The sequence below is a fragment of the Actinoplanes sp. NBC_00393 genome (assembly GCF_036053395.1).
In the GTDB taxonomy this organism is placed as follows: domain Bacteria; phylum Actinomycetota; class Actinomycetes; order Mycobacteriales; family Micromonosporaceae; genus Actinoplanes.
In genome coordinates, this window is record NZ_CP107942.1 from 1673786 (window position 1) to 1699850 (window position 26065).

Below are 26065 nucleotides of genomic sequence, written 5' to 3' on the forward strand. Positions count from 1 at the left end.
CGGCCGTTTTGAGCAGGCTTCGCCTGGTGGGGTACGGTCTGAGCTGGGATTCAGGGTTCATGACAGTGGGCTCTCTTCCTATGCGGTACGCCGGATGCGCCCGGCGTACCGCGCCTCGAGTTCTGCGTTGTGTTCCTTGCCGCCGGGCACGTTGTCCGACAGGTAGACGGGCGGGACGATCCCCGCCGCGAGCAGACGGTCGACCACCTCGACGACGATCTGCTGGGCCAGCAGCGCCGCGGTGATCGAGGAGACGGCGCCGACCGCGCCGCCGCCGGGCAGGGGGAGCGTGGCGTCGCCGTACGGAGCTCCGTTGTCCAGAACGACGTCCGCGATGTCGCCGAGCTTGCGCCCGCTGGGGTGCCGCGACGCGACGCCCGCCGAGTGCTCCGCCGAGACGATCGCGACCAGCGGATGGCCGCGTTCCTTGACGAGCAGGGCCATCTCGACGACCGCGCCGTTGATCCCGGAGTTGGAGGCGATCACGAAGGCGTCGTCCGGCTTGACCGGCGCGAGCCGGTAGAGCCGGTGGGCGATCTCGGTGTTGCGCTCGACCATCGGGTCGGCGAGCGCTTCCAGGGGTTCGCCGCCGTAGAGGACGATGTCGCGCAACGCGATCCGGTTGGTCGGGACCAGCCCGCCGGCCCGCCCGGCGATCTCCATGGCCAGGGCCTCGGAGTGCCCGCAGCCGAACGCCTGGATGACGCCGCCGGCCGTTATCGAGGTGGCCAGCAGCTCGGCGGCCTGGGACTTCGCCTCCTGCTGGCCGCGGCCGACCCTGGACACCAGTGCTTCGATCTTGGATAAGTAGTCCCCGCTCACGTCGTTCCCTTCTCCACCCGCCGTTTGCGGGTCGGCAGCTTCTCCGGCAGGCGGTGGGCGTCCACGGCGCGGACCGTCAGCTCGAGGGCGTCGGCGGTGCGCTCGTAGGTGCGCTGCGCCACCGCCACGTAGATCAGGTCCAGGACGAGCAGTTGCGAGTGCAGGGCGGAGAGCGCGGCCAGCCGGAACGTGGTCTCCAGCACGCTCGTGGTGAACACGACGTCGGCCACCTCGGCGAGCGGCGACCGGTTGAAGCTGGTCACCGCGACGGTGAGGGCGCCGTGGTCGGCGGCCTCGGCCAGGGTCTCGATCACCTCGCGGGTGCGGCCGGAGTGCGACAGGCCGATCGCCACGTCGCCCGGCAGCAGCAGGGCCGCGTTGGTGAGCGCGGTGTGGCTGTCCTGCCGGTGCCAGACCGGCACCCGGATGCGCTCCAGCCGGAACGCCATCTCGCGGGCCGCCGTGCCGCTGCTGCCGAGCCCGAACAGCTCGACGCGCTGCGCACCGGCGATGGTCGCGGCCACCCGCTCGATGTCCTCGATCTTCAGGGCTGCCGCGGTGCTCTGGATGGCCCGGGTGTCGGCCGCGGCGACCACGCCGAGCACCTGGTCGAGGGGGTCGCCGGGGGAGATGTCGCCGCTGATGTCGGTCTCCCAGCGGGCCTGCTCGGCGCGCCCGGTCTCGGTGGCGACGGCGACGCGCAGGCTGGCGTAGCCCTTGAAGCCGAGCGTGCGGCTGAACCGGGTGACGGTCGCGGTGGAGGTCCCGGAGCGCTCGGCCAGGTCTACGATGGAGGCGTGGGCCGCGGTCTCCGGGTCGGCCAGGATCGTCTCGGCGATCCGGCTCAGCGCCTCCGGCATCTGCGGCCCCTCGATGCGCAGCCGCCCCAGCAGCCCGCCGCTCTCACCCGTCATCGGTTGGTCATCCTTTTCATCGATTGCCGTTGCCGATGAAAATTACGACCGTCTTCACTCCTAGTCAACAATCAATTTCTGTGTTTCGATCCAGGCCATGAATCTCGTGGTAGGTGTCGACGCCGGCGGCACCGCCTCCCGCGCGGTGGTCGCCGACCTGGCCGGCAGGGTGGTGGGGCGGGGGAGCGCCGGGCCGGGGAACCCGCTCGCCGCCGGGCCGGCCGCGGCGCACGCCATCGCCGGCGCGCTGCGCCAGGCGCTGTCCGGAGTGGACCCGGCGGCGGTCACCGGCGGCGTGCTCGGCCTGGCCGGCACCTCGGCCTGCGCCGACCCGGTGATCAGCGCGGCGCTCGCGCAGGCCTGGTCCGACGCCGGCCTGACCTGCCCGAAGACGGTGGTCGGAGACGCGGTGACGGCCTTCGCGGCGGGCACCTGCGCGCCATCCGGTGCGGTGCTCATCGCCGGCACCGGCGCGGTCGCCGCGGCCATCGAGAACCACGAGACGGTACGCGTGGCGGACGGGCTGGGCTGGCTCCTCGGCGACGAAGGGTCCGGCCACTGGTTGGGGATGAGCGCGCTGCGCTCGGCCGTCCACTCCTGGCCGTCCCCGTTCGCGTCGCTGGTCGCCGCCCACGCCGGCGTCACCGGCCGGGATGAGCTGATCCGCTGGGCTCAAGGTCTGCCGCACGCCCGGATCGCCGCCCTCGCGCCGCTGGTCTGTGCGCAGGCCCGGGCCGGCGACCCGTCCGCGGCCGCCATCGTGACCGCGGCCGTGCGCCATCTGACGGCGACCCTGGACAGCCTCGGCGCGGACGGGCCGGTCGTCCTGGCCGGTGGTCTGCTGGCGGCAGACACCCCGGTTCGCGACGGCCTGCTCGCCGTCCTGGACGCCCGCGGCGCCACCGCCCTGATCAGCCGCGACCCGGCCGCGGCCGCCGCCTGGCTGGCCGCGCGGGAACTGCCGGGCATCGACCCCGCCACCCTGCATGCCGCGCTTCTCGGCGCGGAGGACACGCCGCCCGGCTTACCTCAGCCGGCCACCCGGTAGGAGGCCTTGCCGGAGTGCTTGGCCTGGTACATCGCCTCGTCGGCGAGATCGAGCAGGGACGACGCGCTGCGCGAGTCTGGTGCGGCGACGGCCACGCCGACGCTGGCGCCGATCCGTGCCTCGTCGTGCTCGGTGACCCGGATGGGCACCTGCAAGGCGGTGCCGATGCGCTCGGCGACGGCCGGGAAGCCGTCCGGTGGGCGGTGCCGGATCAGGACCGCGAACTCGTCGCCGCCGAGCCGGGCCACCAGGTCCTCGTCCTCGGTGACGGCCCGCAGGCGCAGGCCCGTCTCCACCAGGACGGTGTCGCCGGCTGAGTGGCCGTAGCGGTCGTTGACCGGCTTGAAGTCGTCGAGATCGATCAGGAGCACGCCGACCGGTTCGGCCGCGTCAAGCGCCGCGTCCAGGCGGTCCAGGAACATCGCCCGGTTGGCGAGCCCGGTGAGGCTGTCGGTGAACGCCATGGTGTGCAGCCGGGCGGCGAGCGCGTCGCGTTCGGCGAGCAGGTCCGCGTTGTCGAGGAAGGCGACCAGCTGCCGGGCCACCACGATGCCGGTGCTCCCGATCGCGCCGGCCAGGATGGTCCAGGCGCGTACATCCAGCCCGGAGATGGCCAGGCTGACCACCAGCAGCACGTAGGTGGCGGCCACTGCGAGGTACGGCAGCACGCTGTACGGCCGGCTCTTCGTCGCCGGTCGCGCGCCTCGGCCGGTCCGGTACCAGCGGTGCTGCAACCAGGCGACCAGCAGCAGCATCGCGTGCGAGCCGACACTCATGGCGAACACCCAGCCGGGCCGTCCGGTGCGCGCCAACTCGGGGCCGAGGGCGCGGGCGACCGCCTCCACGGCCGCGGCCACGGTCCCGAGGACACCGACGTTCCACCGGAACGGGTTGACCCCGCTCAGATAGAGCCGGCTGACGATGAACACGACCAGCAGCACCACGACCGGGCCGGTGACCACGCCCAGCACATCGCTCGCGGTGATGACTCCCTCGCCCCAGCCGCTCGCGATGGTCCAGTACAGCGCGTACGCGCCGGCCGCGACCACGATCGTCGCGAGGTCGAGCAGGTAGCAGAGCCGGTCGCGGGCCGATCGGTGCGGCAGGCGGTAGGTCAGCGAGGCGACCAGCACCATCACCGCGCCGCAGGCCAGAGCAACAGTGCGGGCGACGCCGGTGCCGTTCACCGCGTCCGCGCCGGTGGGAGCGGCCAGGGTCAAACCGACCTGGACCCAGTCGCCGACGCTGAAGAACACCCCGGCCCAGGCGAAAGCCCGCCAGAACCGGCGTTCCGGGTCGTCGTGGCCCATCAGCCGGACGGCCCGGAACGAGTAGTAGGTCATCACGCTCGCGAACGAGGCGACGGCGACCCAGGCGGTGATCGACTGCACCGCCGGGCTTCCGCCCGGGAGCAGGAAGAGGCAGCTGAGCAGCGCGGTGACCGCGGCGACGCACACCGGAACAGTGCGCATGACCCTCCCGGTGTGCGTCCGACGTTGCCCTGATCTACCGCCTCATCGGTCGCGCGGGCGCTCAGTTGAGGCCCTTGGCGTCGATGTCGAGCTCCTCGACCCGGGACTTGTCCTTGTTCCACTTGCTGACCCGGTGCATCAGGTACGCGAACGTGGTCCCCGGCTCCCACACGATGGTCGTCCGGCCCTTCGCGCTGCCCGACGCCTTCGTGCTGATCCGCACCTTCGCGGCGCTGAGCACCTCGGCCTCGATGTCGGCGGTCTTGGTGCCGGACGCGGCGAACGACTCGGCGATCTTCGCCTCCACCACGACCCAGATGGTCGAGACGATCCGGCCGTCCCGGCCCTCCTGGGCGAGGAACCGGCGCGCCCCGGTCGCCTCGGTGTTCAGCATCTGCTGCAGCGGGCCCTCGTCGATGACGAACTTGGCCAGCTTCAGCTTCGCCGATTTCGCCTTCTCGTACGAGAAGCTGGTGCCGGCCTCACCGCTGACCACGAAGTACTTCAGCCCGCCCTGGGCCTCCACGTCCGCCTTCGCCTGGCGGCTCCAGTCGATGTCGGCGGTGGTGACGTACCGGACCCGGCCCTTCAGCACCTTGCGGTCGACGTGGTTGGTGACGTTGAGGCTCGCCTTCGTGCCCAGCGGGTCCTCCTTCTCGCCGTACGAGCACATCAGTACGTCCTCCGACTTGTCCCGGAAGTACCGCTCGCCGTTGTAGACGAAGGTGTGCTTCTCGACTCGTGACTCGGACATCTTTCGTTCCCCCCTCGGGTGACGGGTGTTTCGGATGTCCCTCAGCGTCAGGACCGCGCGTTAGCCGATCGCTAGCCACGGCCGTGAGTGCGTAATTGTTGGCGTTCGGGCGAAGCCGTCAGTCCGTTACGCGACGAGGTGGTTGTCCGGGCCGGGTTCCGGCCGCCTGATGGGGGAGTGCGAACATCCGCCCGGCGTCTCGACGGGCCACCAAGGGCGATCAGCGGTGAGATCCTGCGGACCGGTCTGATCGATCAGCTGGGCGCCCGCTGGGACGTGCCGGTGACGACGGTGGTCGCAGGGCCGGGCTTCGGCAAGTCCACCGCCCTGGCCCAGGCGGTCCGGTTGCACGCCGTCGACCCGCGCGGGCTGGAGGCCTGGGTCACCTGCGAGCCGGGTGACGAGGACGCCCGGCGGCTGGCCACGGCGATCTGCGAGGCGTTCGGGGTGGAGGCGCCCGCGGTGGCGCCGCTGGACATGGTGGTCGAGGCGCTCCGGTCGGCGTCGCCGGTCGAGTCCTGCCTGGTGCTGGACGACGTGCACGAGGTGGCGCCCGGGTCGTCGGGGCATCGGATGATCGCGGAGCTCGTACCCCGCCTTCCGGCCGGCGCCCATCTGGTGCTGGCCGGGCGAACCCTGCCGCCGTTGCCACTGGCCCGGCTGCACGCCGCGGAGCGGCTGCGGTGTCTCGGCGAGTCCGGTCTGGCCTTCGACGCGGACGAACTGGACCGGGCCGCGCTGAACGCCGGCCGCCCGGCCGGGGACGTGACCGGGCTGGGTGGCTGGCCGGCGCTGGTACGGCTGACGCTGGCCGCACCGGCCGGTGTCGCGCGGGACTACCTGTGGGACGAGGTGGTGTCCGGGCTCGGTGACGCCGACCGGGACCTGCTGTTGCACCTGGCGGTGCTCGGTTCCGCCGACGCCGGGACCCTGCACGATCTGGCCGGCGTGGACGCGGACCTGGACCGGCTCGCGGAGCGGGTGCCGCTGGTCGCCCGCTTCCGCGACGGCGAGATCCGGGCGCACCCGCTGTGGACGAACGCGCTGGTCCGGCTCCTGCCGGCGGAGCGGGTGGCGCAGGTCCGGGCCCGGGCCGCCGATCTGCTGCTGGACCGCGGGGACGCGCTGCGGGCCGGGTCGATCGCGATCACCGCCCGGGACGTGGCGCTGCTCGACCGGGCCGCCACGTCCCTGGTGGCCTCGACGCTGGCGACGTTTCCGCAGGACACCGGGGAGCGCTGGCTCGCCGCGGTGCCGGAGGTCGAGCACGCCCGGCCGGGCCTGCGGTTGCTGTCCGCCGCCACCCGGTACGCCTCGCGCGCTCACGACGCGTCGGTGGACGCCATGGTCGACGCCGCGGCGCGGGCCGCGTACGAGTCCGGCGACCTGCGGACCAGAACCGCGGCGTTCAGCCTGGCCACCATCGCGGCGCACGCCCGGGGCGACGAGTCGCGGCTGGCCGAACTCTTCCAGGAGGCGCTCGAGCTGCCCAGCGCCGACGCCGAGCCCACCCTGCGGATGCTGCTGGCGGGGGTGCGTGGGGCGATCTTCGAGCTGATGGGCTCGGTGGAGGAGGCGCTGGCGCTGGTGGAGTCGCTGTCGCCGGAGGACATCGAGCAGCAGCCCGGCAAGATCATTGTTCGGTTCCACGTCTACCTGCTGCTGCTGGCCGGGCGCGCGGACGAGGCCGCGTCGGTGGCCGCGGCGCACCTGGCCACCTCGCCCTACGCGCACGTGCGGCGGATGCCGCAGTTCGCCCGCTGGATGGCCGGCTACCCGGCTGACTTCCTGCCCGGCGCCGACGGCTCCGCCGACAGGCCGGCCTACCTGCCGGACTCGGACGCCAACGACCGCTACCGGTTCAACTTCCTGGCCTTCGCTGCGGTGGTGGCCGCCTCGCTCGGCGATCATGCCGCGCTGCACCACGTCTCCGGGCAGCTGGACGCGAGCGGGCTGGGCGCCGACACCCGCGACGCCGCCATGCTGACGGTCGCTGCCGCGGCCAGGCACGTCCTGCTCGGCGACGAGCCCGCCGCCGGCGCGGCGATCGCGGACTTCCTCGCCGGCAATCCACTGACGGATCCGGTTGCCGCGGTCCATCTGCGCCGCTTTCTGGCGTACGGATATGTGCTCTCACCCGCCGCCCGGCAGCTCTGGGACACCGAGCCGCTCGGACCCGCCCACCAACGGGTCCGCGAGGCGGCCCGCCTTCTGGTGGCGGCCCGCGCCGGCTGCCTGACCGGTACCGGCGACGTCACCCCGGAGACCGTGCTGATCTCCTTCCCGCTGCCCTGGTCGGTCGAGCTGGCCGCACACGCCGAGGCGGCCGGTCTGCCGTTCGGCCGGGAGCTGCTGCAATGGCTCGCCGACAACCTCGGCCGCCGCGCCCACGAAGCCCTGCGGCAGCTGGCCGGGCACCATCCCGGCGCCCGCCAACTGCTCGCTGCCGTCCCGGTGGCCCCGGACGGCCGGACCCGGGTCGAGGTGCTCGGGCCGCTGCGGGTGCTCGCCGACGGCGCCGAGACGCATCCGGCCGACCTGCGCCGCCGCCGGGTCCGCGAGCTGATCACCGTGCTCGCGCTGCACGGCGAGCTGGACCGCTCCCGCGTGATGAATCTGCTCTGGCCCGACCTCGAGTCGGAGGCCGCCGCCCGCAACCTGCGGGTCACGCTCACCTACCTGCGCCGGGTGCTGGCCGGGCACGTCCGCGCCGACCGGTGCCGGATCCGCCTGGTCCGCTCCGAATCGCTCACCGTCGACCTGGCCGAACTGCGCGAGAACCTCGACGAGTCCCGCCGGGCCCGGGGCCGCGGCGACCCGGGCGCGGCCGACGCCGCGCTGACCGCCGCGATCCGGCTGTGGCGCGGGGAACCGCTCGCCGAACTGGCCGGCCGTCCGGAGTTCGAGGGCCCGGTCGCGGCGCTGCTGGCGGAACTCACCGAGGCCGCCCTGACGCTCGGCGAGCGCCGCCTGGCGCAGGGCGACACCGCCGCGGCCGGGGAACTGGCCCGGCGTGCGCTGACCGCGGAACCGTACGCCGAGCGCGGCATGCGCCTGCTGCTGGCCGTGGAGACGCAGCGCCGGGACCCGACCGGTCTGGAACGGGCGGTACGCCGGGTGCGTGAAGCGCTGACGGCTCTCGGCGCGGCACCCGAACCGGCCACCGCGATCGTGCTCCGCCAGGCGCACCTGACCCGGACCCGCGTTCTCGCAAGTTCCTTCACCTTACGCAAGATCTTGCAAAGATCGACGTTTGCACCTTAATCTATGGCCGCTTTCGCCGTGATCCACCCTTCTTCGCGGGAGAACTATGCGTTCATTCCTTCTTGCCCTGCTCGTCGGGGTCGCGAGCCTGCTGACCATCTCCGGGCCGGCTGCCGCCTCACCGCCACCGCCCAGCCGGCTCGGTGGCCCGGACCTCGGCGGCTACTGCCGCACGCTCGGCTACACCGATGTCGCGCTGACCGGCGCCACCGCGTACGACTGGCACTGCGTGGCCGGCGGCCGCCAGGGTGACCTCAGCTTCGAGGCCGCCTGCGAATGGACGTACGGCAACGAGCACGCCGTCGACCGGATCGGCGTCTTCACCGACCCGCACTCGGTGACCTGCTGGATGGTTCAGCCCGACATCGTCGCGCCGGACTTCGAGGAGTACTGCACCGCCAACGGCCACAGCGCCTCGGCATTGCTCGGCACCACCGCGTACGACTGGCACTGCGTCAACTACAACCGGGCCGGGCCGACCTACTTCGACGTCGACGTGGCGAAGGTCTGCCGGGAGACGACGTTCGGGTACGCGACCCTCGACCGTTTCGTCAATTTCTACGACGCGAACACCTGGCAGTGCCGGGTCTGATCGCCTGATTCCGGGGTGGTGCGGGACCGCATCACCCCGGATCAAGTGATCTGAATCGGACAGGCCCCAGCGGACGCTCACGGTTGTCGCTTTGCTGACGCTCCTTGCCCCGGCGAAGTCGGTCATGATTGCCTGACGCGCGGGGACCGCCACGGGGGCGGTGAATCGGTGGGCCCGCGCAATCGGCTGTCCCACCGAGCCGGGTTCTCTCGTACGGTGACGGGGTGGTTGCGGTCATGACAACGCTGCCGTTGACGGTCGCCAAGACGGCCCGCCCACAGACCCTGCGGGCCGAAGTGGACCGCCAGCGGCTGTTCCGGCTGCTCGACTCGGCCGTCCGCGAACCGGTCACGGTGATCTGCGCCGGGGCCGGCTGGGGCAAGACGACACTCGTCTCGGCCTGGGCGCAGAGCCGGAAGGCGGACGTGGCCTGGCTCAGCCTGGACCGGCACGACAACGAGCCGGAGCTGTTCTGGGCGTACGTGCTGGCCGCCCTGCGCGTCGCCGGTGCGGTGACCGGGGACAACCCGCTCGCCGGGATGAGCTCGGTTCCGGCCGACGAACGCGAGCGCGGCCGCCGGCTGGCTGCGGGACTGGGAAGTCTGCCCGAGGACACCGTGCTCGTCCTCGACGACTTCCACGAGATCGACGACCCGCGGGTTCTGGCCGAGATGAACGACCTGCTGCGGCATCCGCCTGGGCCGCTGCGGATCGTGCTCGTCACGCGTACCGAACCGCAGTTGTCCCTGCATCGCCTGCGGACCGCGGGCCGCGTCGCCGAGATCCGCACCGGCCACCTGGCGTTCACCGGCGCCGAAGCCACCGCCCTGGTCGGCCGGCACGGCCTCGACCTGAAACCCGCCGACCTGAGCACCCTGCTGGAACGCACCGAGGGCTGGGCGGTCGGCCTGCACCTGGGCGCCGGATTCCTCGCCGAGCCGGGCGGCAGCCGCTCGATCGCCGACTTCGCCGGGGACGTCCGCGGCATCGACCAGTACCTGATCGAGGAAGTGCTGACCGGCCGCTCCCGGCGCCAGCGCCGATTCCTGCTGCAGACCAGCATCTGCGAGCGGGTCTGCGCCGACCTGGCCAGCGCGATCACCAACCAGGAGGACGCCCAGCGGGTCCTCGAGCAGCTCGAGAACGACAACAACTTCGTGGTGCGCCTCGGTGCGAAACCGCTCTGGTTCCGCTACCACCACCTGCTGCGGGAAGCCCTGGAACACCGCCTGGCCCGGGAGTCGCCGGGCACGGTCACCGAACTGCACCGCCGGGCCGCCCGCTGGTACGCCGCCAACAACTCGGTCATGGAAGCGCTGACCCACGCCGCGGCCGCCCGCGACTGGCAGTACATCGGCCGGACCGTCACCGCGCACGCCTCGCACCTCGTGGTCTCCTCGCACCGGGCGGCCCTCATCAAGATCCTGAACCGGATCCCGGTCGACCGGCTCACCTCCACACCGGAACTGATGGTCTGCGGCACCCTGCTGCTGTTCCACGCCGGCGACTTCGACGCCCTCCCGGCCCGCGTCGCACGGGCCCGCGAGATGCTGCGCCGCCGCCCCGACGACCTCGCCGGGCGGCAGGCCGAGACCGTCCTGCTCGCCCTGCAACAGGCCGCCGACCGGGCCGTCGGCGACATGCCGGCCGTCATCACCGGCAACGACGCCATCCTCGAACTGCTCGGCGCCGCCGACGGAGCGGCCGCCGCGCAGCAACGTGCCGTCGCCACCAACAACCGCGGCCTGGCCCGGCTCTGGACCGGCGAACCCGACGCGGCCGGCCGGGACCTGTGGGCCGGGGTGAGCGGCGCCCGCGCCGGCGGTGTGGAACTCACCGAGATCAACGCCACCGGCCATCTGGCGCTGCTCCAGGTTCTCTGCGGATCCGTACGCGAAGCCGCCCAACTGGCCGGTGCCGCCCGCGACCTGGCCGCCCAGCGCGGCTGGCAGTACACCCTGCAGGCGGTCGCCGCCCACCTCGCGCAGGCCCTGGTCGACCTGGAACACCACGACCTCGACGCTGCGGAGGAGTCGCTACGGCACGGCATCCGCGCCCACCAGACCGACCGCGAGGCGGCGCTGCTGCTCGTCATCCGGGGTATTCAGGCCCGGCTGGCGATCGCGCGCGGCGTGCCCGCCCGCGCCCGCGTCTTCGTCGACGAGGCCCGGCGCGAACGCAGCGCCCGGCTCGTGGCGCCGGCCCTCGACCGCTGGCTGACCATCATCGAGGCCGAGGTCGACCTGGCCACCGGCCACCCCGAACAGGTCGGCCCACGCTTCACCACCCCGACCCCCGCCCAGGTCTCGCGGCACTCCACCGTCCCCGCCGCCCGGGCCGATCCGCGCCCCGCCGGCACCGCCCCAGGCCCGGTCTCGCCGCACTCCGCCGTCGCCGCTCCCGGCCAGGTTGCGCCGCACTCCGCCGTCGCCGCTCCCGGCCAGATTGCGCCGCACTCCGCCGTCGCCGCTCCCGGCCAGGTCGTGCCGCGCTCCGTCGGCGACGCTTCCGGCCAGAACTCCCTGCGCTCCGTCGGCGCCGCGTCCGGCCAGGTTGAACCGCGCAATGCCGGCCGGATGTTCGACCTCGACGAACGGGTCGTCCGTGCCCGGGCAATCTTCGCCACCCAGTCACCACGCCGTGCCGAAGAGCAACTCGCCACCGAACCGGACACCCTGCCGCAAACCGCCGCCACCGTGGCAGCCGGTGTACTCGGCGCGCTGCTGGCCGACGCCCACGGCGACGCCACCCGAGCCGTCGACCTGCTCGCCGAAGCCGTCGCGCTCGCCGCCCGGGAAGGCATCCGCCGCCCCTTCGCCACCCACGCCGGCGGTCGGCTCGACGACCTGTTGGACCGGCTCCGGCTGCTCGACCCCGGCCGGGCACCCCTGGTCGACGAGATCGTGCGCGGCACCACGAACCACACGGCCGCCGTCGCCGCCTACGGCCTCAGCGAACGCGAGGCCGAGGTACTCCGCTACCTCCCCACGATGCTGACCGCCGCCGAGATCGCCGTCGAACTCGGCGTCTCGGTCAACACCGTCAAAGCGCACATGCGTGCGATCTACCGCAAGCTCGGCGCGGGCCGGCGCAGCGAGGCCGTCACCCTCGGCCGCGACAACGGCTTCCTCTGACGTACGCACCCACCACCCGATCTTGCCCAGCTGCCTCCCAGTGTCGTTTCCGCGCGCCCGAAGCAGCGCTCACCGCCAGCCGGTCCGGTCCGGCTGGCTCTCAGTGTCGTTTCGTCGTGCCGGAAGCAGCCGTCACCGTCAGCCGGGCGGGTTCGGCCGGCTCTCAGGGTTGTTTCCGGGTGGGAAGCGACCGTGAGCGTCAGCCGAGCATCCTGGGCTGGCGCTCACGGCTGTTTCCGTGGGTGGGAAGCGACCGTGAGGGTCAGCCGAGCATCCCGGGCTGGCGCTCACGGCTGTTTCCGTGGGCGGGAAGCGACCGTCAGGGTCAGCTGAGCAATCAGGGCTGGCTCTCACGGCTGTTTTGGCGCGTTGGAAACAGCCGTCAGCGCCAGCCGAACCGACCCGGCTGGCTCTGACGGCTGTTTGGCGGCGGCGGAAGCAGCACTGAGAGCCAGCCGGGGCTGGAAGTCAGCGGCGGACGACGTGGGTGTTCTTGGCCGCTGGGTGCCGAGGCAGCAGGCGGACGTCGCTGTCGGCGCCGTTCTCGTCTTCCTCGCGCTGCGCAGCGGGCCGGAACAAAGCGGCCAACTTGTCGCCGTGGATCTTCTTCGGTTCGGCGGGTTCGTGTTTCGCTGTCATCTCCTCATCGTCGTCCCGCACGCGGCGGCGCGACGGCGAATCGGGACAACGATCAACTGTGTGCCCGGGCCAGGAGTGCGGTCAGCAGGGCAGCCGGGGTACGCGGGTCGTCCAGCGTGACGGCGAACCGGCGCCCGTCGCGCAACTGCAGCACCAGACCGGGGCCGCCGCGCAGCACCAGGGCGGTCCGGCCCGGCATGACGCGGTAACCCCAGCCGCCCCACTCCGTGGGGACGATCTCCGCAGTTTCGGCGCCGGCGATGTCGGTGAGAGGGATCTGCTTGATCGGTACGCCGATCAGGCCGGCCACCAGCCGCAACCCCCGCCGGTCGACGCTGACCCGGATCCGCCCGAACGTCAGCCCGGCCAGCAACGGAACCACCGCCACGAGCCAGAGCATCGACTCGGTCGTCACCGCGAGCACGGCGACCACTGCGGCGGACACCAGCGTCACACCGGCGAGCATCGGGGAACGCAGCGTCGTGCTGTACGCCGCCCGCTCCGTCGGCCCCAGGTCGAGCGGATCGACCGCGGGCGCCACCGGCAGCACCGGGCGTGAACTCTTGCCGGCCGCCGCGCGCACCACGAGACCCCAGGCCAGGCCGACCCCGAAGTACAGCAGCCGCCACCCGAGCCGCGGGTCGCCCGGGTCCGCGAGCGTCGCCGTAGCGGTGGCAACCCACATCCCGGCCGCAGCGCCGGACACTGCGCCCGCCGCGATCAGCATGAACCGGGCACCCGACAGAAGCCGCGCCGCACGCTCAACCGCGGCGAGGCCCGCCTCGTTCCCCGCCTGGCCCGCTTTGTCTCCGGCGAAGCCCGCGCTCCCGACGGTGTGGCCTGCGCTGCCGACGGTGTGGCCTGCGCTGCCGACGGTGTGGCCTGCGCTGCCGACGGTGTGGCCTGCGCTGCCGACGGTGTGGCCTGCGCTTCCGACGGTGTGGCCTGCGCTTGCGACGGTGTGGGCTGCGCGCGTTGCGATGAAGGCCGCGACCAGCGCAGTCACCCCGGCCACGATGCCGACGGTCAGCATGGCGGCCAGGAAACCGGTGGTGGAGCTGAATCGGTCGGGGTCGCCGGCGCCGTTCCAGTGCGTGGCGAGCCTGGATGGCAGCCGGTCGGACCACGCGGACCAGGTGGCCACGGTGACGGCCAGGGGTAGCCAGACCAATGCCGCCGCTGCCCACAGTCTTCTCACGGCTGTGCCTCCTTCACGATCGCCAGCATCTCTGCCTCCTCCAGTCCCTGCCGTTTGGCCTCGCGGACGAACTCCCGGGCCAACTCGACCAGCCGCAGCCGGGTGGCGTCGGCGTCGCCGCGCACCACGGCGCCCCGGCCGCGGCGCAGCTCGATCAGCTCCTCGTCACGCAACTGCGCGTATGCCCGCAGCACGGTGTGCAGGTTGACGTCCAGCACGTCGGCCAGCTCGCGCGCCGAGGGCAGGCGCTCACCCGGCGACACGTCGCCGCGCATGATGCCGCCTCGCACCTGAGCCGCGATCTGATCAGCCAGCGGTTCGGCCGCCGCGACGTCCACCCGGAACAACATGTTTGCATTCTACTATAACAATGCTCGACCCGCGACCCGGCCGGAGATGCGCTGGAGGCCCGGCCGGGGCGGGGTCGTCGGCCTGGAGTGGCTACATGGGCCCGGCGGCCGCGCTGGGGCCGTGATGCGTGCCTGATCGCGCGGTGCGGCGGAACGGGGTAGCTGGGGTTGGGACGGACTCGGCCCGTACCGGAAATGGGGGAAACCGCGACCGGGAAGCCAAGGGTGACCGAGCCGCACCGGCTGCGGCAGGTTCTGGCGAGCTATCGCCGCTGCTCGATGGCCTTGACGGTCTGCTTCAGCGCCTTGCCGAGGAACGCCTTGGCGACCGTGCCGAGCAGGAACCCGACGATCCGGCCCTTCAGGTTCTTGCCCTCGCGGACGACGATCACATCGACCGCGGTGGTTCCGTCCGGTCGCGGCGTCAGCGTGTACGTGTGACCCGACTCCCCACCCCACACATTGGAGTCGGTCGTCTTCATCGTCACCCGGCGCGGGTCGGACCAGTCGTAGCTCAGCCGCTCCCAGATGCCGCCGGAACCCTCGGTGACGTCGGCGGAGTAGGGCGAACGCGAGTGCACGATCAGGGACTCGTCGGCGCTGTTGGCGAAGAGCTCCTGCCGGCCCGGCCCGAAGTCGGTGAGCCCGGCGACGAACTGCTCGGGGGTGGCGGTGGTGACCTGGTGGAATCGAATCGTCGACATGCGTTCAGCCTGCCCGGCGCGGCGGCTGATCGAGCCCGTGGAGATCCCTGGTTCAGGCACCCTGGTGGGCCCGCAGCGCCCCGGTGATCCCGGCCAGGGACTCCAGCTGTTCGGCGTCGAGTGCGTCGACGAACAACTCGCGGACCGCGGTCAGGTGCGGAACGGTCGCCCGGTGGAAGGCGTCGGCGCCGGCTTTCTCCAGGACCACCTCGGCGCCGCGGTTGTCGTCCAGGCACTCCTCCCGCCGGATCAGGCCGCGGCGCTGCATCCGGGCCAGGTGATGGGAGAGCCGGCTGCGTTCCCAGTTGATCCGGTCGGCCAGTTCGGAGGAACGCACCCGGTTGCCGTCGGCCTCGCTGAGCGCGAGCAGGACCGCGTAGTCGCCGGGGGAGAGCCCGGTGTCCTGGTGCAGGCGGGCGGTGAGCCGGGCGCGCAGCACCTCGGCGGTCTCGATGTACTCCCGCCAGACGGCGAGCTCGTCGCGGGTGGGGAGTTTGCGTGCCCCGGGCATAACCACACACCTCCTGCTGTTGACACGTCAATCATACTGATTGACACGTCAATTGTCTTGGAGGCAGTGCCATGACCGACCTCGTTCTCGGCCTCGACACCTTCGGCGACGTGCCGGAGGACGACTCCGGCGCACTCGTCTCGCACGCCGCCGCGATCCGGCAGGTGGTCGACGAGGCGGTGCTCGCCGACCAGCTCGGCGTCGACGCGATCACGCTCGGCGAGCACCACCGCCCGGAGTACTCGATCTCCACCCCGGAGACCGTGCTCGCCGGGATCGCCACCCGCACCGAGCGGATCAAGCTGGGCTCCGGCGTCACCGTGCTCAGCTCCGACGACCCGGTACGCGTCTTCCAGCGCTTCGCCACGGTCGACGCCCTCGCCGGCGGGCGGGCCGAGGTGATCCTCGGGCGCGGGTCGTTCACCGAGTCGTTCCCGCTGTTCGGCTACGACATGAGCGACTACGAGGTGCTCTTCGAGGAGAAGCTCGACCTGTTCGTGAAGCTGCTCGACGAGAAGCCGGTCACCTGGAACGGCACCACCCGGGCCGCGCTGGCCGACGCCGACGTGTTCCCGAAGACCGAGTCCGGGCGACTGGCCACCTGGGTCGGTGTCGGTGGGTCACCGCAGTCGGTGGTGCGTACCGCCCGGCACGGTCTGCCCCTGATGCTCGCGATCATCGGCGGGCAGCCGGAGCGGTTCGCGCCGTACATCGACCTGTACCGGCGGGCCGCCGATCAGCTGGGCACGGTCGCGCACCCGGTCGGCATGCACTCGCCCGGCTTCCTGGCCGACACCGACGAGGAGGCGAAGGAGATCTTCTACCCGTACTACAAGGTGCAGCGGGACCGGATCGGCGCGCTGCGCGGGTGGCCGCCGCTGCGCAAGGCCGAGTTCGACGCCGAGGTGGAGCACGGCTCGCTCTACATCGGCTCGCCGGAGACGGTGGCCCGCAAGATGGCCGCGGCGATCACCGCGCTCGGCGTGGGCCGGTTCGACATGATCTACACGGCCGGCGCTCAGCCGGTCAGTGCCCGGTTGCGTGCGGTGGAGCTGTTCGGCGCCAAGGTCGCGCCGATGGTCCGGGAGTTGGTGCAGCGATGACGACGATCGGCATTCTGGGCGCCGGCAAGCTCGGCACGGCGTTGGCCCGGCTGGCGATCAGAGCGGGGTACGACGTACTGATCGCGGGTTCCGGCGACCCGGCGAAGATCGCCCTGATCGTCGAGGTGGTCACGCCGGGCGCCGCCGCGGTGACCGCTGCCGAGGCGGCCGGGCGCGCGGACGTGGTGATCCTCGCTCTGCCGCTCGGCAAGTACCGCACCCTGCCGGTCGAGGCGCTGCGCGGCAAGCTCGTCATCGACGCGATGAACTACTGGTGGGAGGTGGACGGCATCCGCGACGACCTGACCTCCTCCAGCGAGATCGTGCAGCGGTTCCTCCCGGAGTCGCGGGTGGTGAAGGGCTTCAACCACATGGGCTACCACGATCTGGAGGCGAACCAGCGGAAGGGCATCGCCGTCGCCGGGCCGGCCGGTGCTGTCGACGAGGCCGCAGCTGTCGTCGACGCACTCGGGTTCGACCCGGTGATCGCCGGGCCGCTGAGCGAAGGCGTACGCATGGAGCCCGGCACCGAACTGTTCGGCGCGAACGTCGACGCCGCCGAGGTGCGCGCGATGCTCGACCGCTACCCCAGCCGCCAGCCGGACTCGACCGAGCGCCGGCAGGCCGAGGGGTCGTCGCCGCAGCTCACGTAGAGGGCGGTCAGCATCGGCACGCCGTTGCCGAGCGCGGCAGGGGGCAGGGGGCCGGTCGTCACCAGCGACGCCAGCCCGTGACCGATGGCCCAGGCCTGGACGGCCACGGTCGGCGGGTCGACGTCGGCGCGGAACCGGCCCTGCTCCCTGGCCCGCTCGACGGCGCGGACCAGGTTGTGCAGCGACTCGTCGGCGGCGGCCGGGTCCTCCAGGTCGAAGCCGGCGTCGAACATCACCCGGTACAGATCCGGGTTCGCCACGGCGTTCGCCAGGTAGGCGGAGCCGAGAGCGGCCAGGTCGCGGACCGGGTCGGTGGACAGCGGGACGGTGGCGAGCTCGGCTGCCAGGCGGGTGAAGCCCTCCTGGCGCATGGCTCGCCACAGGCCGTCCATGCCGCCGAAGTACGTGTACACGGCCATCGTCGACACACCCGTGCCGGCCACCACGGCACGCAGGGTGACCGGCTCGCGGGCCCGCAGCATCTGCGCGGCCCGCTCGATCAGCAGGGTGCGAACCGCCGGGTCCTTGGTGCGTGCCATGGCGCCACTATACATAGCAGTGCTATACATAGGCATGGCTGTGACGCTGATGAACCCCGACGGACTGCCCAAGCCGGATGTGTACCGGCAGATGTCGATCGCCACCGGCTCCCGGATGGTGTTCCTGGCGGGCCAGGTGGCCCGCGACGCCGACGGCACGCCCGTCGGTCCCGGCGACTTCGCCGCCCAGGTCGAGCAGGCCTACCTCAACATCGGTACGGCGCTGGCCGCGGCCGGCGGCACCTTCGACGACGTGGCCAAACTGACGATCTACGTCGTCGACTGGTCCCCGGAGAAGTTTCCGCTGCTCGGCGAGGGTGTGGCCCGAGCCGCCGCGAAGCTCGGCGTCGACCCGGTCAAGCCGATCACCCTGCTCAGCGTCGCCGGGTTGGGTGAGCCGGACCTGCTCGTCGAGGTGGAGGCGATTGCCGTCCTCGACTGACGGGTACGCCCAGGTGATGACTATCAGCGAACCCGACGAACGCCCGATCGACCTGACCGATACGCCGGACGACAAGAAGTCCGGCCCCGCCCCGACCCCGGAGCACCACCCGGACGACAACGACCTGCCCGGCCGGGTGACCGGCCCGGACACCCCGCCGCGCTCCAGTTAGTGACGTTCCCGTGGGGCGCGACGCTGGTCAATATGAGCCGAGTGTGGGGAGGCCCGTGGACGACACCCGGGAACTGCGCTGGTCGGTCGGCCTGTTCCTGGCGTTCCTGGCGATCGTCCCGATGCTGGGCCCGGCCCTGGCCGCCGCCGAGGCGGAGGCGGCCCGGGCCTGGATCCCGGTGCTGATCGCCGCACCGGTCAACCTGGCCGGCGTGCTTATCGCCGCGGTCGCGATGCGCACCAGGGATCCGGTGCTCTCGACGCGGCGGCTGTCGGTGGCAGCCGCCCTTGTCCTGGTCGGTGACCTCGCCCTTTACAGCGCCCGGTAGCGCAGCACCACCACACCACTGCCCAGCGGCGTCGCGTCGGTGAGCGCGAACCGGTGCGGGTCGAACCCGGCCGCGGCCAGCGGGATGCCCGCCCCGGCGATGATCGGGTTCAGCTTGATCACCAGCTCGTCGATCTCCGCCAGCAGTTGGCCGGCGAAGTTGCCGCCGCCGGCCAGCCAGATGTCCTTGCCGGGCTCCTGTTTGAGCTTGCCCACGAAAGTGGCCGGATCCTCGGCGACGATCTCCACCGCTGGATCCGGCGAGGAGGTGATCGAGCGGGAGAAGACGATCTGGCGCAGATGTGCGTACGGACTCGTGATGCCGACCTGTAGGGCCGGATCGTACGTGTGCCGGCCCATCAGCACCGTGTCGAAGACCTTGTTGTCCGTCAGGTCGAGGCCCAGCGCGGCGCGCACATGCGTGGGCACCGTCTCGGGGAACTGCGCGTTCATGAACGCCGTGACGTCGTCGTGGATGCCGATCCACTCCCACGTGCCGTCCGGCGCCGCGATGTAGCCGTCGATCGTGCTGGCCACGAAGTACACGAGCTTTCGCATCAGAACTCCTTCACGATAACCACTATGGCTGTTGTGGTTGAGAAACTACAGCACCTGTAGTGGTTATTGCTAGCCTGTTCGCATGCCCAGAAATCCGGAACGCCGCCGCACCCTCACCGACGCCGGTCTGCGGGTGCTCGCCGACAGCGGTGCTCGCGGCCTCACCCACCGGGCCGTCGACACCGAGGCCGGCGTGCCCGTCGGCACCGCGTCGAACTACTTCCGCTCCCGCGACGCCCTGCTCGGCGCCCTCGGCGAGCGGATCATGGAACGCTTCGCTCCTGATCCCGAGGTGGTGGCGAGACTGGCCGCCCGCGAGCCCAGCCGGGAGCTCTGGGTCGACTACCTGCGCTACATCGTCGAACGCACTACCCGGCAGCCTGAGCTGACCCGCGCCCTGATCGAACTGCGGCTGGAAGCGGCCCGTCGTCCCGGCCTAGCCGCGATCCTCGGCGACACTTTGCGCCGCGGCTACCAGGACGACGTCGCCTTCCACGCCACCACCGGCCTGGCCGGCGGCGCGTTCGAGATCGCCCTGCTGCACTACGCCCTGGACGGTCTGCTGCTCGACCTGCTGACCACCTCGATCGGCGCCGACGCCGACCCGGACAAGGTGGTGGAAGCCTTCGTCGACCGCCTGATCGGCGGCTAGGGTATCCAGCAGGGTGAATCTCCACGGGAGGATCGACGATGACGCTTCGTGACACCCCGCCGTTCCGGGCCGACCACGTCGGCAGCCTGCTGCGCCCGCCCCACCTGCTGAAAGCCCGCTCGCAGGGCGTCACCGGCGACGAGTTACGCGCCATCGAGGACGAGGCCATCCGCGACGTGGTCCGCATGCAGCGCGACGTGGGCCTGCGCTCGGCCACCGACGGCGAGTTCCGCCGGACTTCCTGGCACATGGACTTCATCTACCGCCTGGGCGGGATCCGGCCGACCGACGAGAAGATCCAGGTCCACTTCCGCAACGCCGACGGTGAGCTGGATTTCGAGTCGGCGGCGCTCGCGATCGACGCTCCGGTCCGGCTCACCGAGACGATCTTCGGCGACGACTTCACCTTCCTGGCGAACGAGGTGGGTGACGGCGTCACCGCCAAGCTCACCATCCCGTCACCGAGCATGGTTCACTACCGCGGCGGCCGCGCCGCCATCGACCCTTCGGTGTACCCCGACGAGGAGCAGTTCTGGTCCGACCTGAGCGCCGCCTACGCCGAGCAGGTCCGCCGCGTCGCCGACCTCGGCTGCCGCTACCTCCAGCTGGACGACACCAGCCTGGCCTACCTCAACGACCCGGCCCAGCGCGAGCTGCTCAACGCCCGCGGCGACGACGCCGAACACCAGCACCTGCGCTACATCCGCCAGATCAACGCGGCGATCGCCGACCGCCCGGCCGGCCTGTCCGTCACCACCCACATGTGCCGCGGCAACTTCCGCTCCTCGTGGGCCGCCGAGGGCGGCTACGACTTCGTCGCCGAGGCCCTGTTCAGCGAACTCGCCGTCGACGGCTTCTTCCTCGAGTACGACGACGAGCGCTCCGGCGGCTTCGCCCCCCTGCGGTTCGTCCCGCCCGGCAAGATGGTCGTCCTCGGCCTGGTCACCACGAAAAAGGGCGCTCTCGAATCCAAGGACACCCTGAAACGCCGCATCGACGAAGCCGCCGAATACGTACCCCTCGACCAGCTCTGCCTCTCCCCGCAGTGCGGTTTCTCGTCCACCGTCGAGGGCAACGTCCTCACCTACGAGGAAGAGGTCGCCAAGCTTCGCTTGATCGCCGAGACCGCCGAGGAGATCTGGGGCTGACCTTTGCGGGGTACGCCTACGCGCTCTGCCCCGACCGCCTCGCGATCAAGCAGCTACGCCCGGTTCCAGCGCGGCCGCCGGGCTGAAGCACGGCTCATTCGACCAGGCGCCCGACCTCCTTACCGGCACCGTCCAGCAGGACCAGCGTCTGACCGTCGAACCCGGCTCGGCGCGCCTCGGTCATCCATTGCCCGATCGGGGCGCCCGCGCATCCGATCAGGGTCATCGGCCCCTGCGTGGCCAGCAGCGACCCGTTCGGCCCGGACAGCCAGCGGCCACCCTGCCCGTTGCAGCCGTCGCTGCCCGTCCACTTCCCGTCCGCCAGGAACTCGGCGAACGGCCCCGGCTCCTGCGTCCCCTGCGGCATCGGGTCCGGCTTCCACTTGCCGAGCAGAGTCGCGCTGGTCGCCGCGGTCAGGTTCGCCGGCAGCGGCGCCGCCACGGCGTTCAGCTCCGCGCGCGTCTCATCGGTGACCACCGGAACGCCAGTCACCTCGGACGCCATCGTGGACCGCTTGACCGGCTTGGCCCCCGGCTGCAACCGCGCAACCGTCCCACCGTCCCGGTCGAGCAGCAGCCGCTCGCCCCCCTCGGCCCGGAACGCCGCAGCCCGCGCCAGCCACTCCGGCACGACCTCCGCGGTGTCCGCCGGCTCCTTGACCGAGGCGCATCCCTTCTCGTCCGGATGCGAACTGAAGGCGTTCAGATCCGCCACGAACTGCCCGTCGGTGTTCGCATACCACTGCCCCATGAGCGTCATGCAGGGCCGGAAAACCCCGATCTCATCATTGGCGATCCGGAGCACAACCCCGTCAGCCTCATCCGTCCCCGCCAACTTCCACAGCCCGACCAGAGCCGAAACGTCACTCCCACTGCTCACCGCCGCCGGCGCACTGCCTGACGCCCCCGTGGTCGCCGGCGCCTCACCCGGCCCTCCATCAGGAGTCTGACCACCACAGCCGGCGACGAACGCCCCGACAAGCATCACGCCGATCACCCGCAACCGCATGAGAACTCCCCACCCTGGCTCCGCCGGCCGCACAGCCGCTACAACCTACGACGCGGCACCCGCACCCCGGGTTCCGCCGCGACCCCATGATCAAGACTCACCACACCAGCCGGCCCCGCGCCTCCGCCCCGCGCCGACCCAGCACCAGCGCACGCTACAGCGCTCCCGTTCGGTGCGTGCACGCCAGCAGACCGCAGCGAGCCGGCCCCGGCGCACCCCTGCGCCACCCGGGCGAGATCTTGCCCAGCTGGCCCTCACGGCTGCTTCCGGGCGCCCGGAACAGCCCTGTTGACCAGCTGGCATTGGCTTTGGCGGCCGGTCCGCGAACTGGGCTCACCGGTAGAGCCGCAGGTCGGCGATGCTCCACCAGTTGGCGGCGACCGCGGTCGTGGTGATCCGTAGATGGCGGGCTCGGACAACCCGCAGGTCGACGTTCGTTAGCTGACCGGCGCCGGTGCCCGTCGCGACCGTCCGCCAGCGTGTGCCGTCGGTGCTGACTGCCAGCTCCCAGCCTCGGGCGTAGTCGCCGAGGTGGCCGCCGCTCTCGATCGCGACCGGCGGAACTCGCGGATCCGGCCGAGGTCGACCTGCAGAAACTGGCCGGGTTCCTGGGCGGTGCCGCTGGACCAGCGGGTGGACGCGTCGTCGTCGATCGCGGCGGCGACGTTCTCGCCCGAAGGATGCGCGACGGCGGTGGCGCCGGTCAGGCGAAGCCGATCAAGAGGGACCCGCGGGCAGCGGGGCCAGTGAAGGTGGCCAGGGCGCCGCCGGGCGAGCAGACGGCGTGGGTAATCGGTCTCCGGGCCGTCGCCGGGCGGAGTCGGCCGAGCGCCGTGGAGACCGGGACCGCCTGCCGGACCGGGAGGTCGGTGCCGGGGTAGCCGCTCGGGTGCCGGTTCTGCGGCTCGTTCTGCACGGTGAGGTAGTCGACCGGCACCCCGGCATACTCCTGAACGTAATTGACCAGGTAGCGAGCGTAAGCAGCGGCAGAATCTGGGCCGGGTCGTGCTCGATGCTGAAGTGCCGGAGGGCGAAATCGCCCGGTACGTCGTCGTAGGTGTAGTGCGCGGCCGCCGCGGCGGGAAGGCCGGCGGCGAACAGAAGCAGAGCCGGCGTACGCATCGATACTCCCGAAGCTCGGACGTAACGAGCGAAACATCGCGGTAACACATAGTCAAGCGTGGATGGTTACGTTAACATCGCCGCAATCCCCTCCCCCCGAGGAAAGGCCGCGCAATGAGACATGGGCGGTTCTGGGCCGGCGGCTTACTGGTCGCAGCCCTTCTGGTGGTACCGGGCGCGCCGGCAGCGCAGGCGGCGACGAACGGATTCCGCGGCGTCAACTGGGCCGACGAACGCGACAACTTTGTTAACGACACCCTGGTCCTGGGCGGGCTGAGCACATCGGACAGCTACGCCACCACGCAGGCCAAGGCGGACGACATCCTCACCGGCTTCCAGAACAACCTGGGCGCCAACACCGTCCGGATGCCGGTCAACTACCCGACCGTCTCCGGCGCCTACTGGAACTCGTACATCGGCGCCATCGACATGGCGAGCAGCAAGGGCATGCGGGTCATCCTGAGCTATTGGGAGAGCGCCGCCGACCGGGACGGATCAGTCGACGATCTTCCCCAGTTCTGGTCGATGTGGCAGACCATCGTCAACCGCTACGCGGGCAACGCCAACATCTACTTCGAGCCGTTCAACGAGCCGTACGCCTACAGCGACGCGGACTGGAAGAACCTGGCCGCCGAGTGGCTCAGCCGGTATGGAAACGTTCCCCGCGGCCGGGTGATCATCAGCGGCGCCGGCTACAACCAGCGGCTCACCACGATCGGCAGCGACAGCCGGTTCGACGGGACGCTGATCTCACGGCACACCTACCAGTTCTTCGACACCGCCAGGCTCACCGAGGACGCCTGGCGCGAATCGCTGCAGACCAGCGTCGGCCCGTACGCGGACCGGGTTTTGATCACCGAATTCGGCGCCCCGATGACGGACGGCCGTAACTACAACGCGCCCACCGCGACCGACAGCTTCGTCGCTTTCATCCGCGGCACCGCCGCGGAGGCCCGATCGCTCGGGCTGGGCACGGTCTACTGGCCGGGGGTACGCCCGAACGACTGGTACCGCCTGCAGCAGATCAACGGCAGCGGCACGAATCTGTCGCTCTCCACGACCAGCGTGTCCGGTCGTGATCAGCTGCGGCACTCCTGGGGCCTGGACGGCGGTGGCAACGTCGCGCTGCCGCACTACCGGGTCGTCAACACCAATAGCGGCCGGGTCCTCGACGTGGTCGGCTCGTCGGTGGCCAACAGCGCCGAGGTCAAGCAGTACGGCTGGAACGGCGGCCTGAACCAGCAGTGGGCCTTCGAGGATCTGGGCACCGGCTACCTGCGGATCGTCAACCGTTTCAGCGGCAAGTGCCTGGATGTGGCGTCGGGATCGACGGCCGACGGCGCCAACGTCATCCAGTACACGTGCGGTGGCGGCGCCAACCAGCAGTGGCAATGGCAAGGCTCTCGGCTCGTGGCGCGACACAGCGGCAAATGTCTGGATGTAGTGGCTTCTGGCACGGCGGACGGCGTGGACATCAGCCAGTACGCCTGTCACTCCGGAACGAATCAACAGTGGACGCGGGTGACGTCATGAAGAAGATCTTCGCGGCAGTAATGGTCCTTCTCCTCCTGACCCCGGGCGTCGCTCACGCCGCGCCGGTGACCGTCACCAATGGCGTGCAGTTCACCGACACCAGCGGCAACGTCGTGCACGCCCACGGCGGCGGCATCCTCAAGGAAGGCAGCTACTACTACTGGTTCGGCGAGAACCGCAACGCCGACAACACCTTCCGGGCCGTCTCCGTCTACCGCTCCACCGACCTGCGCACCTGGGAGTTCCGCAACAACGTGCTCACCCCGTCGGCCGGCGCCGAGTTGCAGGGCGCCAACATCGAGCGGCCGAAGGTCATCTACAACGCGTCGACCGGCCGGTACGTGATGTGGATGCACAAGGAGAACGGGCAGAACTACAGCGAGGCCCGGGCCGCGGTGGCGTCGTCGGCGACGATCGACGGGACGTACACGTACCACGGCAGTTTCCGCCCCCTCGGCCACATGTCGCGGGACATCACGCTGTACAACGACGGCGGCACCGCGTACATGATCTCCGCCGCCGACGAGAACTACGACCTGCACATCTACCGGCTCACCGCCGACTATCTGAACGTGGCGACGCTGGTCGGCAACTTCTGGAACGACGCGCACCGCGAGGCGCCGGCCATGTTCAAGCGGGGCAGCACGTACTTCCTGCTCACCTCGGGCGCCACCGGCTGGAATCCGAACCAGGCCAAGTACGCCACCGCGTCGTCGATCAGCGGCCCGTGGACCGGCTGGACCAACACCGGTGACAGCACCACGTTCCGCTCGCAGCCGACCTACGTGCTGCCGGTCGGCAACAGCTTCCTCTACATGGGCGATCGCTGGGCGGGCGCGTGGAGCGGCCCGGTCAACGACTCCCAGTACGTCTGGCTGCCGATCACCTTCCCGTCGGCGACCAGCATGAGCCTGAACTGGTACCCGACCGTCACGATCGACACGGCGGCCGGGACGGTGGCCGGCAACCCGGTCACCTACTACCGGGTGACCAACCGCAACAGCGGCAAGGTGATGGACGTGATCAGCTCGTCGGTCGCGAACAACGCCGAGATCAAGCAGTGGGGCTGGAACAGCGGCGCGAACCAGCGCTGGGAGTTCCGCGACGCGGGTGGTGGCTACGTCAACGTGGTCAACCAGAACAGCGGCAAGTGCCTCGACGTGGCGTCCTCGTCCACCGCCGACGGCGCCAACGTCATCCAGTACACGTGTGGCGGTGGCACCAATCAGCAGTGGCAGTGGCAGTCGTACAGCGGCTACTTCCGCCTGGTCGCGCGGCACAGCGGCAAGTGCCTCGACGTGGTCAGTGCCAACACCGCCGACGGCGCCGACATCCAGCAGTACACCTGCGGATCCGGCACCAACCAGCAGTGGTCGCGTACCGCTTCCTGATTCCACGCCGGTCC

Annotated in this window: 26 protein-coding genes; 13 read left to right on the forward strand and 13 right to left on the reverse strand. The window is 71.1% G+C overall.

Annotation, left to right across the window (positions count from 1 at the left end):
- Positions 1–78: 78 nt before the first annotated feature.
- Together OHA21_RS07625 and OHA21_RS07630 are read right to left on the reverse strand one after the other, a co-directional pair.
- Positions 79–822 (reverse strand): SIS domain-containing protein, encoded by a 744-nt coding sequence (locus OHA21_RS07625; RefSeq protein ID WP_328471599.1) that lies wholly within the window; start codon positions 820–822, stop codon positions 79–81.
- Positions 819–1736 (reverse strand): MurR/RpiR family transcriptional regulator, encoded by a 918-nt coding sequence (locus tag OHA21_RS07630; protein ID WP_328471601.1) that lies wholly within the window; start codon positions 1734–1736, stop codon positions 819–821. The genes OHA21_RS07625 and OHA21_RS07630 overlap by 4 nt, the downstream gene beginning before the upstream one ends.
- 97 nt (positions 1737–1833) lie before the next feature.
- Between OHA21_RS07630 and OHA21_RS07635 the strand changes: the two genes are divergently transcribed.
- Complete coding sequence (locus OHA21_RS07635) at positions 1834–2784, forward strand: N-acetylglucosamine kinase (protein ID WP_328471603.1); 951 nt, start codon at positions 1834–1836, stop codon at positions 2782–2784.
- Here the strand turns inward: OHA21_RS07635 and OHA21_RS07640 are convergent.
- Complete coding sequence (locus OHA21_RS07640; RefSeq protein ID WP_328471605.1) at positions 2766–4256, reverse strand: GGDEF domain-containing protein; 1491 nt, start codon at positions 4254–4256, stop codon at positions 2766–2768. The two genes, OHA21_RS07635 and OHA21_RS07640, sit on opposite strands and share 19 nt — an antisense overlap.
- A gap of 61 nt (positions 4257–4317) precedes the next feature.
- The gene (locus OHA21_RS07645) at positions 4318–5010 is read right to left on the reverse strand and encodes a hypothetical protein (protein WP_328471607.1); all 693 of its coding nucleotides are present in this window, start codon (positions 5008–5010) and stop codon (positions 4318–4320) included.
- A 177-nt stretch (positions 5011–5187) separates the two neighbouring features.
- Between OHA21_RS07645 and OHA21_RS07650 the strand changes: the two genes are divergently transcribed.
- The 3 genes from OHA21_RS07650 (at position 5188) to OHA21_RS07660 (ending at position 12000) form a co-directional block, all read left to right on the forward strand.
- Positions 5188–8274, forward strand: coding sequence for a BTAD domain-containing putative transcriptional regulator (locus OHA21_RS07650; protein ID WP_328471609.1), 3087 nt, complete (start codon positions 5188–5190; stop codon positions 8272–8274).
- A 46-nt stretch (positions 8275–8320) separates the two neighbouring features.
- Complete coding sequence (locus OHA21_RS07655; protein ID WP_328471611.1) at positions 8321–8866, forward strand: hypothetical protein; 546 nt, start codon at positions 8321–8323, stop codon at positions 8864–8866.
- A gap of 236 nt (positions 8867–9102) precedes the next feature.
- A complete protein-coding gene (locus OHA21_RS07660; protein ID WP_328471613.1) occupies positions 9103–12000 on the forward strand; it encodes a LuxR C-terminal-related transcriptional regulator in 2898 nt (965 codons plus the stop codon).
- Positions 12001–12468: 468 nt separating this feature from the next.
- Here OHA21_RS07660 and OHA21_RS07665 read toward each other — a convergent pair whose 3' ends face one another.
- From OHA21_RS07665 to OHA21_RS07685, 5 genes are all read right to left on the reverse strand, one after another.
- On the reverse strand, positions 12469–12639 hold the full coding sequence (locus tag OHA21_RS07665) for a hypothetical protein (protein WP_328471615.1): 171 nt from the start codon (positions 12637–12639) through the stop codon (positions 12469–12471).
- Between the two features lie 52 nt (positions 12640–12691).
- Positions 12692–13837 carry a DUF1648 domain-containing protein gene (locus OHA21_RS07670; RefSeq protein ID WP_328471617.1) on the reverse strand — a complete coding sequence of 382 codons (1146 nt, stop codon included), beginning with the start codon at positions 13835–13837 and terminating at the stop codon, positions 12692–12694.
- Entirely contained in the window at positions 13834–14187 is a 354-nt protein-coding gene (locus tag OHA21_RS07675) for a GntR family transcriptional regulator (RefSeq protein WP_328471619.1), read from the reverse strand. The genes OHA21_RS07670 and OHA21_RS07675 overlap by 4 nt, the downstream gene beginning before the upstream one ends.
- Positions 14188–14450: 263 nt before the next feature.
- Entirely contained in the window at positions 14451–14891 is a 441-nt protein-coding gene (locus OHA21_RS07680) for a hypothetical protein (protein ID WP_328471621.1), read from the reverse strand.
- A gap of 52 nt (positions 14892–14943) precedes the next feature.
- Complete coding sequence (locus OHA21_RS07685; protein ID WP_328471623.1) at positions 14944–15402, reverse strand: MarR family winged helix-turn-helix transcriptional regulator; 459 nt, start codon at positions 15400–15402, stop codon at positions 14944–14946.
- Between the two features lie 71 nt (positions 15403–15473).
- Here OHA21_RS07685 and OHA21_RS07690 point away from each other — a divergent pair, with 71 nt between their 5' ends.
- Positions 15474–16505 carry an LLM class flavin-dependent oxidoreductase gene (locus tag OHA21_RS07690; RefSeq protein ID WP_328471625.1) on the forward strand — a complete coding sequence of 344 codons (1032 nt, stop codon included), beginning with the start codon at positions 15474–15476 and terminating at the stop codon, positions 16503–16505.
- On the forward strand, positions 16502–17158 hold the full coding sequence (locus OHA21_RS07695; protein ID WP_328471627.1) for an NADPH-dependent F420 reductase: 657 nt from the start codon (positions 16502–16504) through the stop codon (positions 17156–17158). Before OHA21_RS07690 ends, OHA21_RS07695 begins: the two co-directional genes overlap by 4 nt.
- On the opposite strand, the gene OHA21_RS07700 is transcribed toward OHA21_RS07695, so the two are convergent.
- Entirely contained in the window at positions 17089–17697 is a 609-nt protein-coding gene (locus OHA21_RS07700) for a TetR/AcrR family transcriptional regulator (protein ID WP_328471629.1), read from the reverse strand. The two genes, OHA21_RS07695 and OHA21_RS07700, sit on opposite strands and share 70 nt — an antisense overlap.
- A gap of 34 nt (positions 17698–17731) precedes the next feature.
- Between OHA21_RS07700 and OHA21_RS07705 the strand changes: the two genes are divergently transcribed.
- From OHA21_RS07705 to OHA21_RS07715, 3 genes are read left to right on the forward strand one after another with little or no spacing between them, the layout of a single operon-like run.
- Complete coding sequence (locus OHA21_RS07705) at positions 17732–18139, forward strand: RidA family protein (RefSeq protein ID WP_328471631.1); 408 nt, start codon at positions 17732–17734, stop codon at positions 18137–18139.
- Positions 18140–18155: 16 nt separating this feature from the next.
- Positions 18156–18311 (forward strand): hypothetical protein, encoded by a 156-nt coding sequence (locus tag OHA21_RS07710; protein ID WP_328471633.1) that lies wholly within the window; start codon positions 18156–18158, stop codon positions 18309–18311.
- 55 nt (positions 18312–18366) lie between these two features.
- Complete coding sequence (locus tag OHA21_RS07715; RefSeq protein ID WP_328471635.1) at positions 18367–18639, forward strand: hypothetical protein; 273 nt, start codon at positions 18367–18369, stop codon at positions 18637–18639.
- Here the strand turns inward: OHA21_RS07715 and OHA21_RS07720 are convergent.
- Entirely contained in the window at positions 18624–19196 is a 573-nt protein-coding gene (locus tag OHA21_RS07720; protein ID WP_328471637.1) for a dihydrofolate reductase family protein, read from the reverse strand. The genes OHA21_RS07715 and OHA21_RS07720 overlap by 16 nt on opposite strands.
- Positions 19197–19278: 82 nt before the next feature.
- Here OHA21_RS07720 and OHA21_RS07725 point away from each other — a divergent pair, with 82 nt between their 5' ends.
- Together OHA21_RS07725 and OHA21_RS07730 are read left to right on the forward strand one after the other, a co-directional pair.
- Positions 19279–19848 carry a TetR/AcrR family transcriptional regulator gene (locus OHA21_RS07725; protein WP_328471639.1) on the forward strand — a complete coding sequence of 190 codons (570 nt, stop codon included), beginning with the start codon at positions 19279–19281 and terminating at the stop codon, positions 19846–19848.
- A 38-nt stretch (positions 19849–19886) separates the two neighbouring features.
- Positions 19887–20996: a 5-methyltetrahydropteroyltriglutamate--homocysteine S-methyltransferase gene (locus OHA21_RS07730; RefSeq protein WP_328471641.1), complete on the forward strand. Its 1110-nt coding sequence runs from the start codon at positions 19887–19889 to the stop codon at positions 20994–20996.
- Positions 20997–21090: 94 nt separating this feature from the next.
- On the opposite strand, the gene OHA21_RS07735 is transcribed toward OHA21_RS07730, so the two are convergent.
- Together OHA21_RS07735 and OHA21_RS07740 are read right to left on the reverse strand one after the other, a co-directional pair.
- Positions 21091–21756, reverse strand: coding sequence for an META domain-containing protein (locus OHA21_RS07735; RefSeq protein WP_328471643.1), 666 nt, complete (start codon positions 21754–21756; stop codon positions 21091–21093).
- Between the two features lie 952 nt (positions 21757–22708).
- Positions 22709–22942: a hypothetical protein gene (locus OHA21_RS07740; protein WP_328471645.1), complete on the reverse strand. Its 234-nt coding sequence runs from the start codon at positions 22940–22942 to the stop codon at positions 22709–22711.
- 299 nt (positions 22943–23241) lie between these two features.
- On the opposite strand from OHA21_RS07740, the gene OHA21_RS07745 reads away from it, so the two are divergent.
- Positions 23242–24660, forward strand: a complete 1419-nt coding sequence (locus OHA21_RS07745; RefSeq protein WP_328471647.1) for a ricin-type beta-trefoil lectin domain protein — start codon at positions 23242–23244, stop codon at positions 24658–24660.
- Positions 24657–26051, forward strand: a complete 1395-nt coding sequence (locus OHA21_RS07750; RefSeq protein WP_328471649.1) for an RICIN domain-containing protein — start codon at positions 24657–24659, stop codon at positions 26049–26051. The genes OHA21_RS07745 and OHA21_RS07750 overlap by 4 nt, the downstream gene beginning before the upstream one ends.
- Positions 26052–26065: the final 14 nt, after the last annotated feature.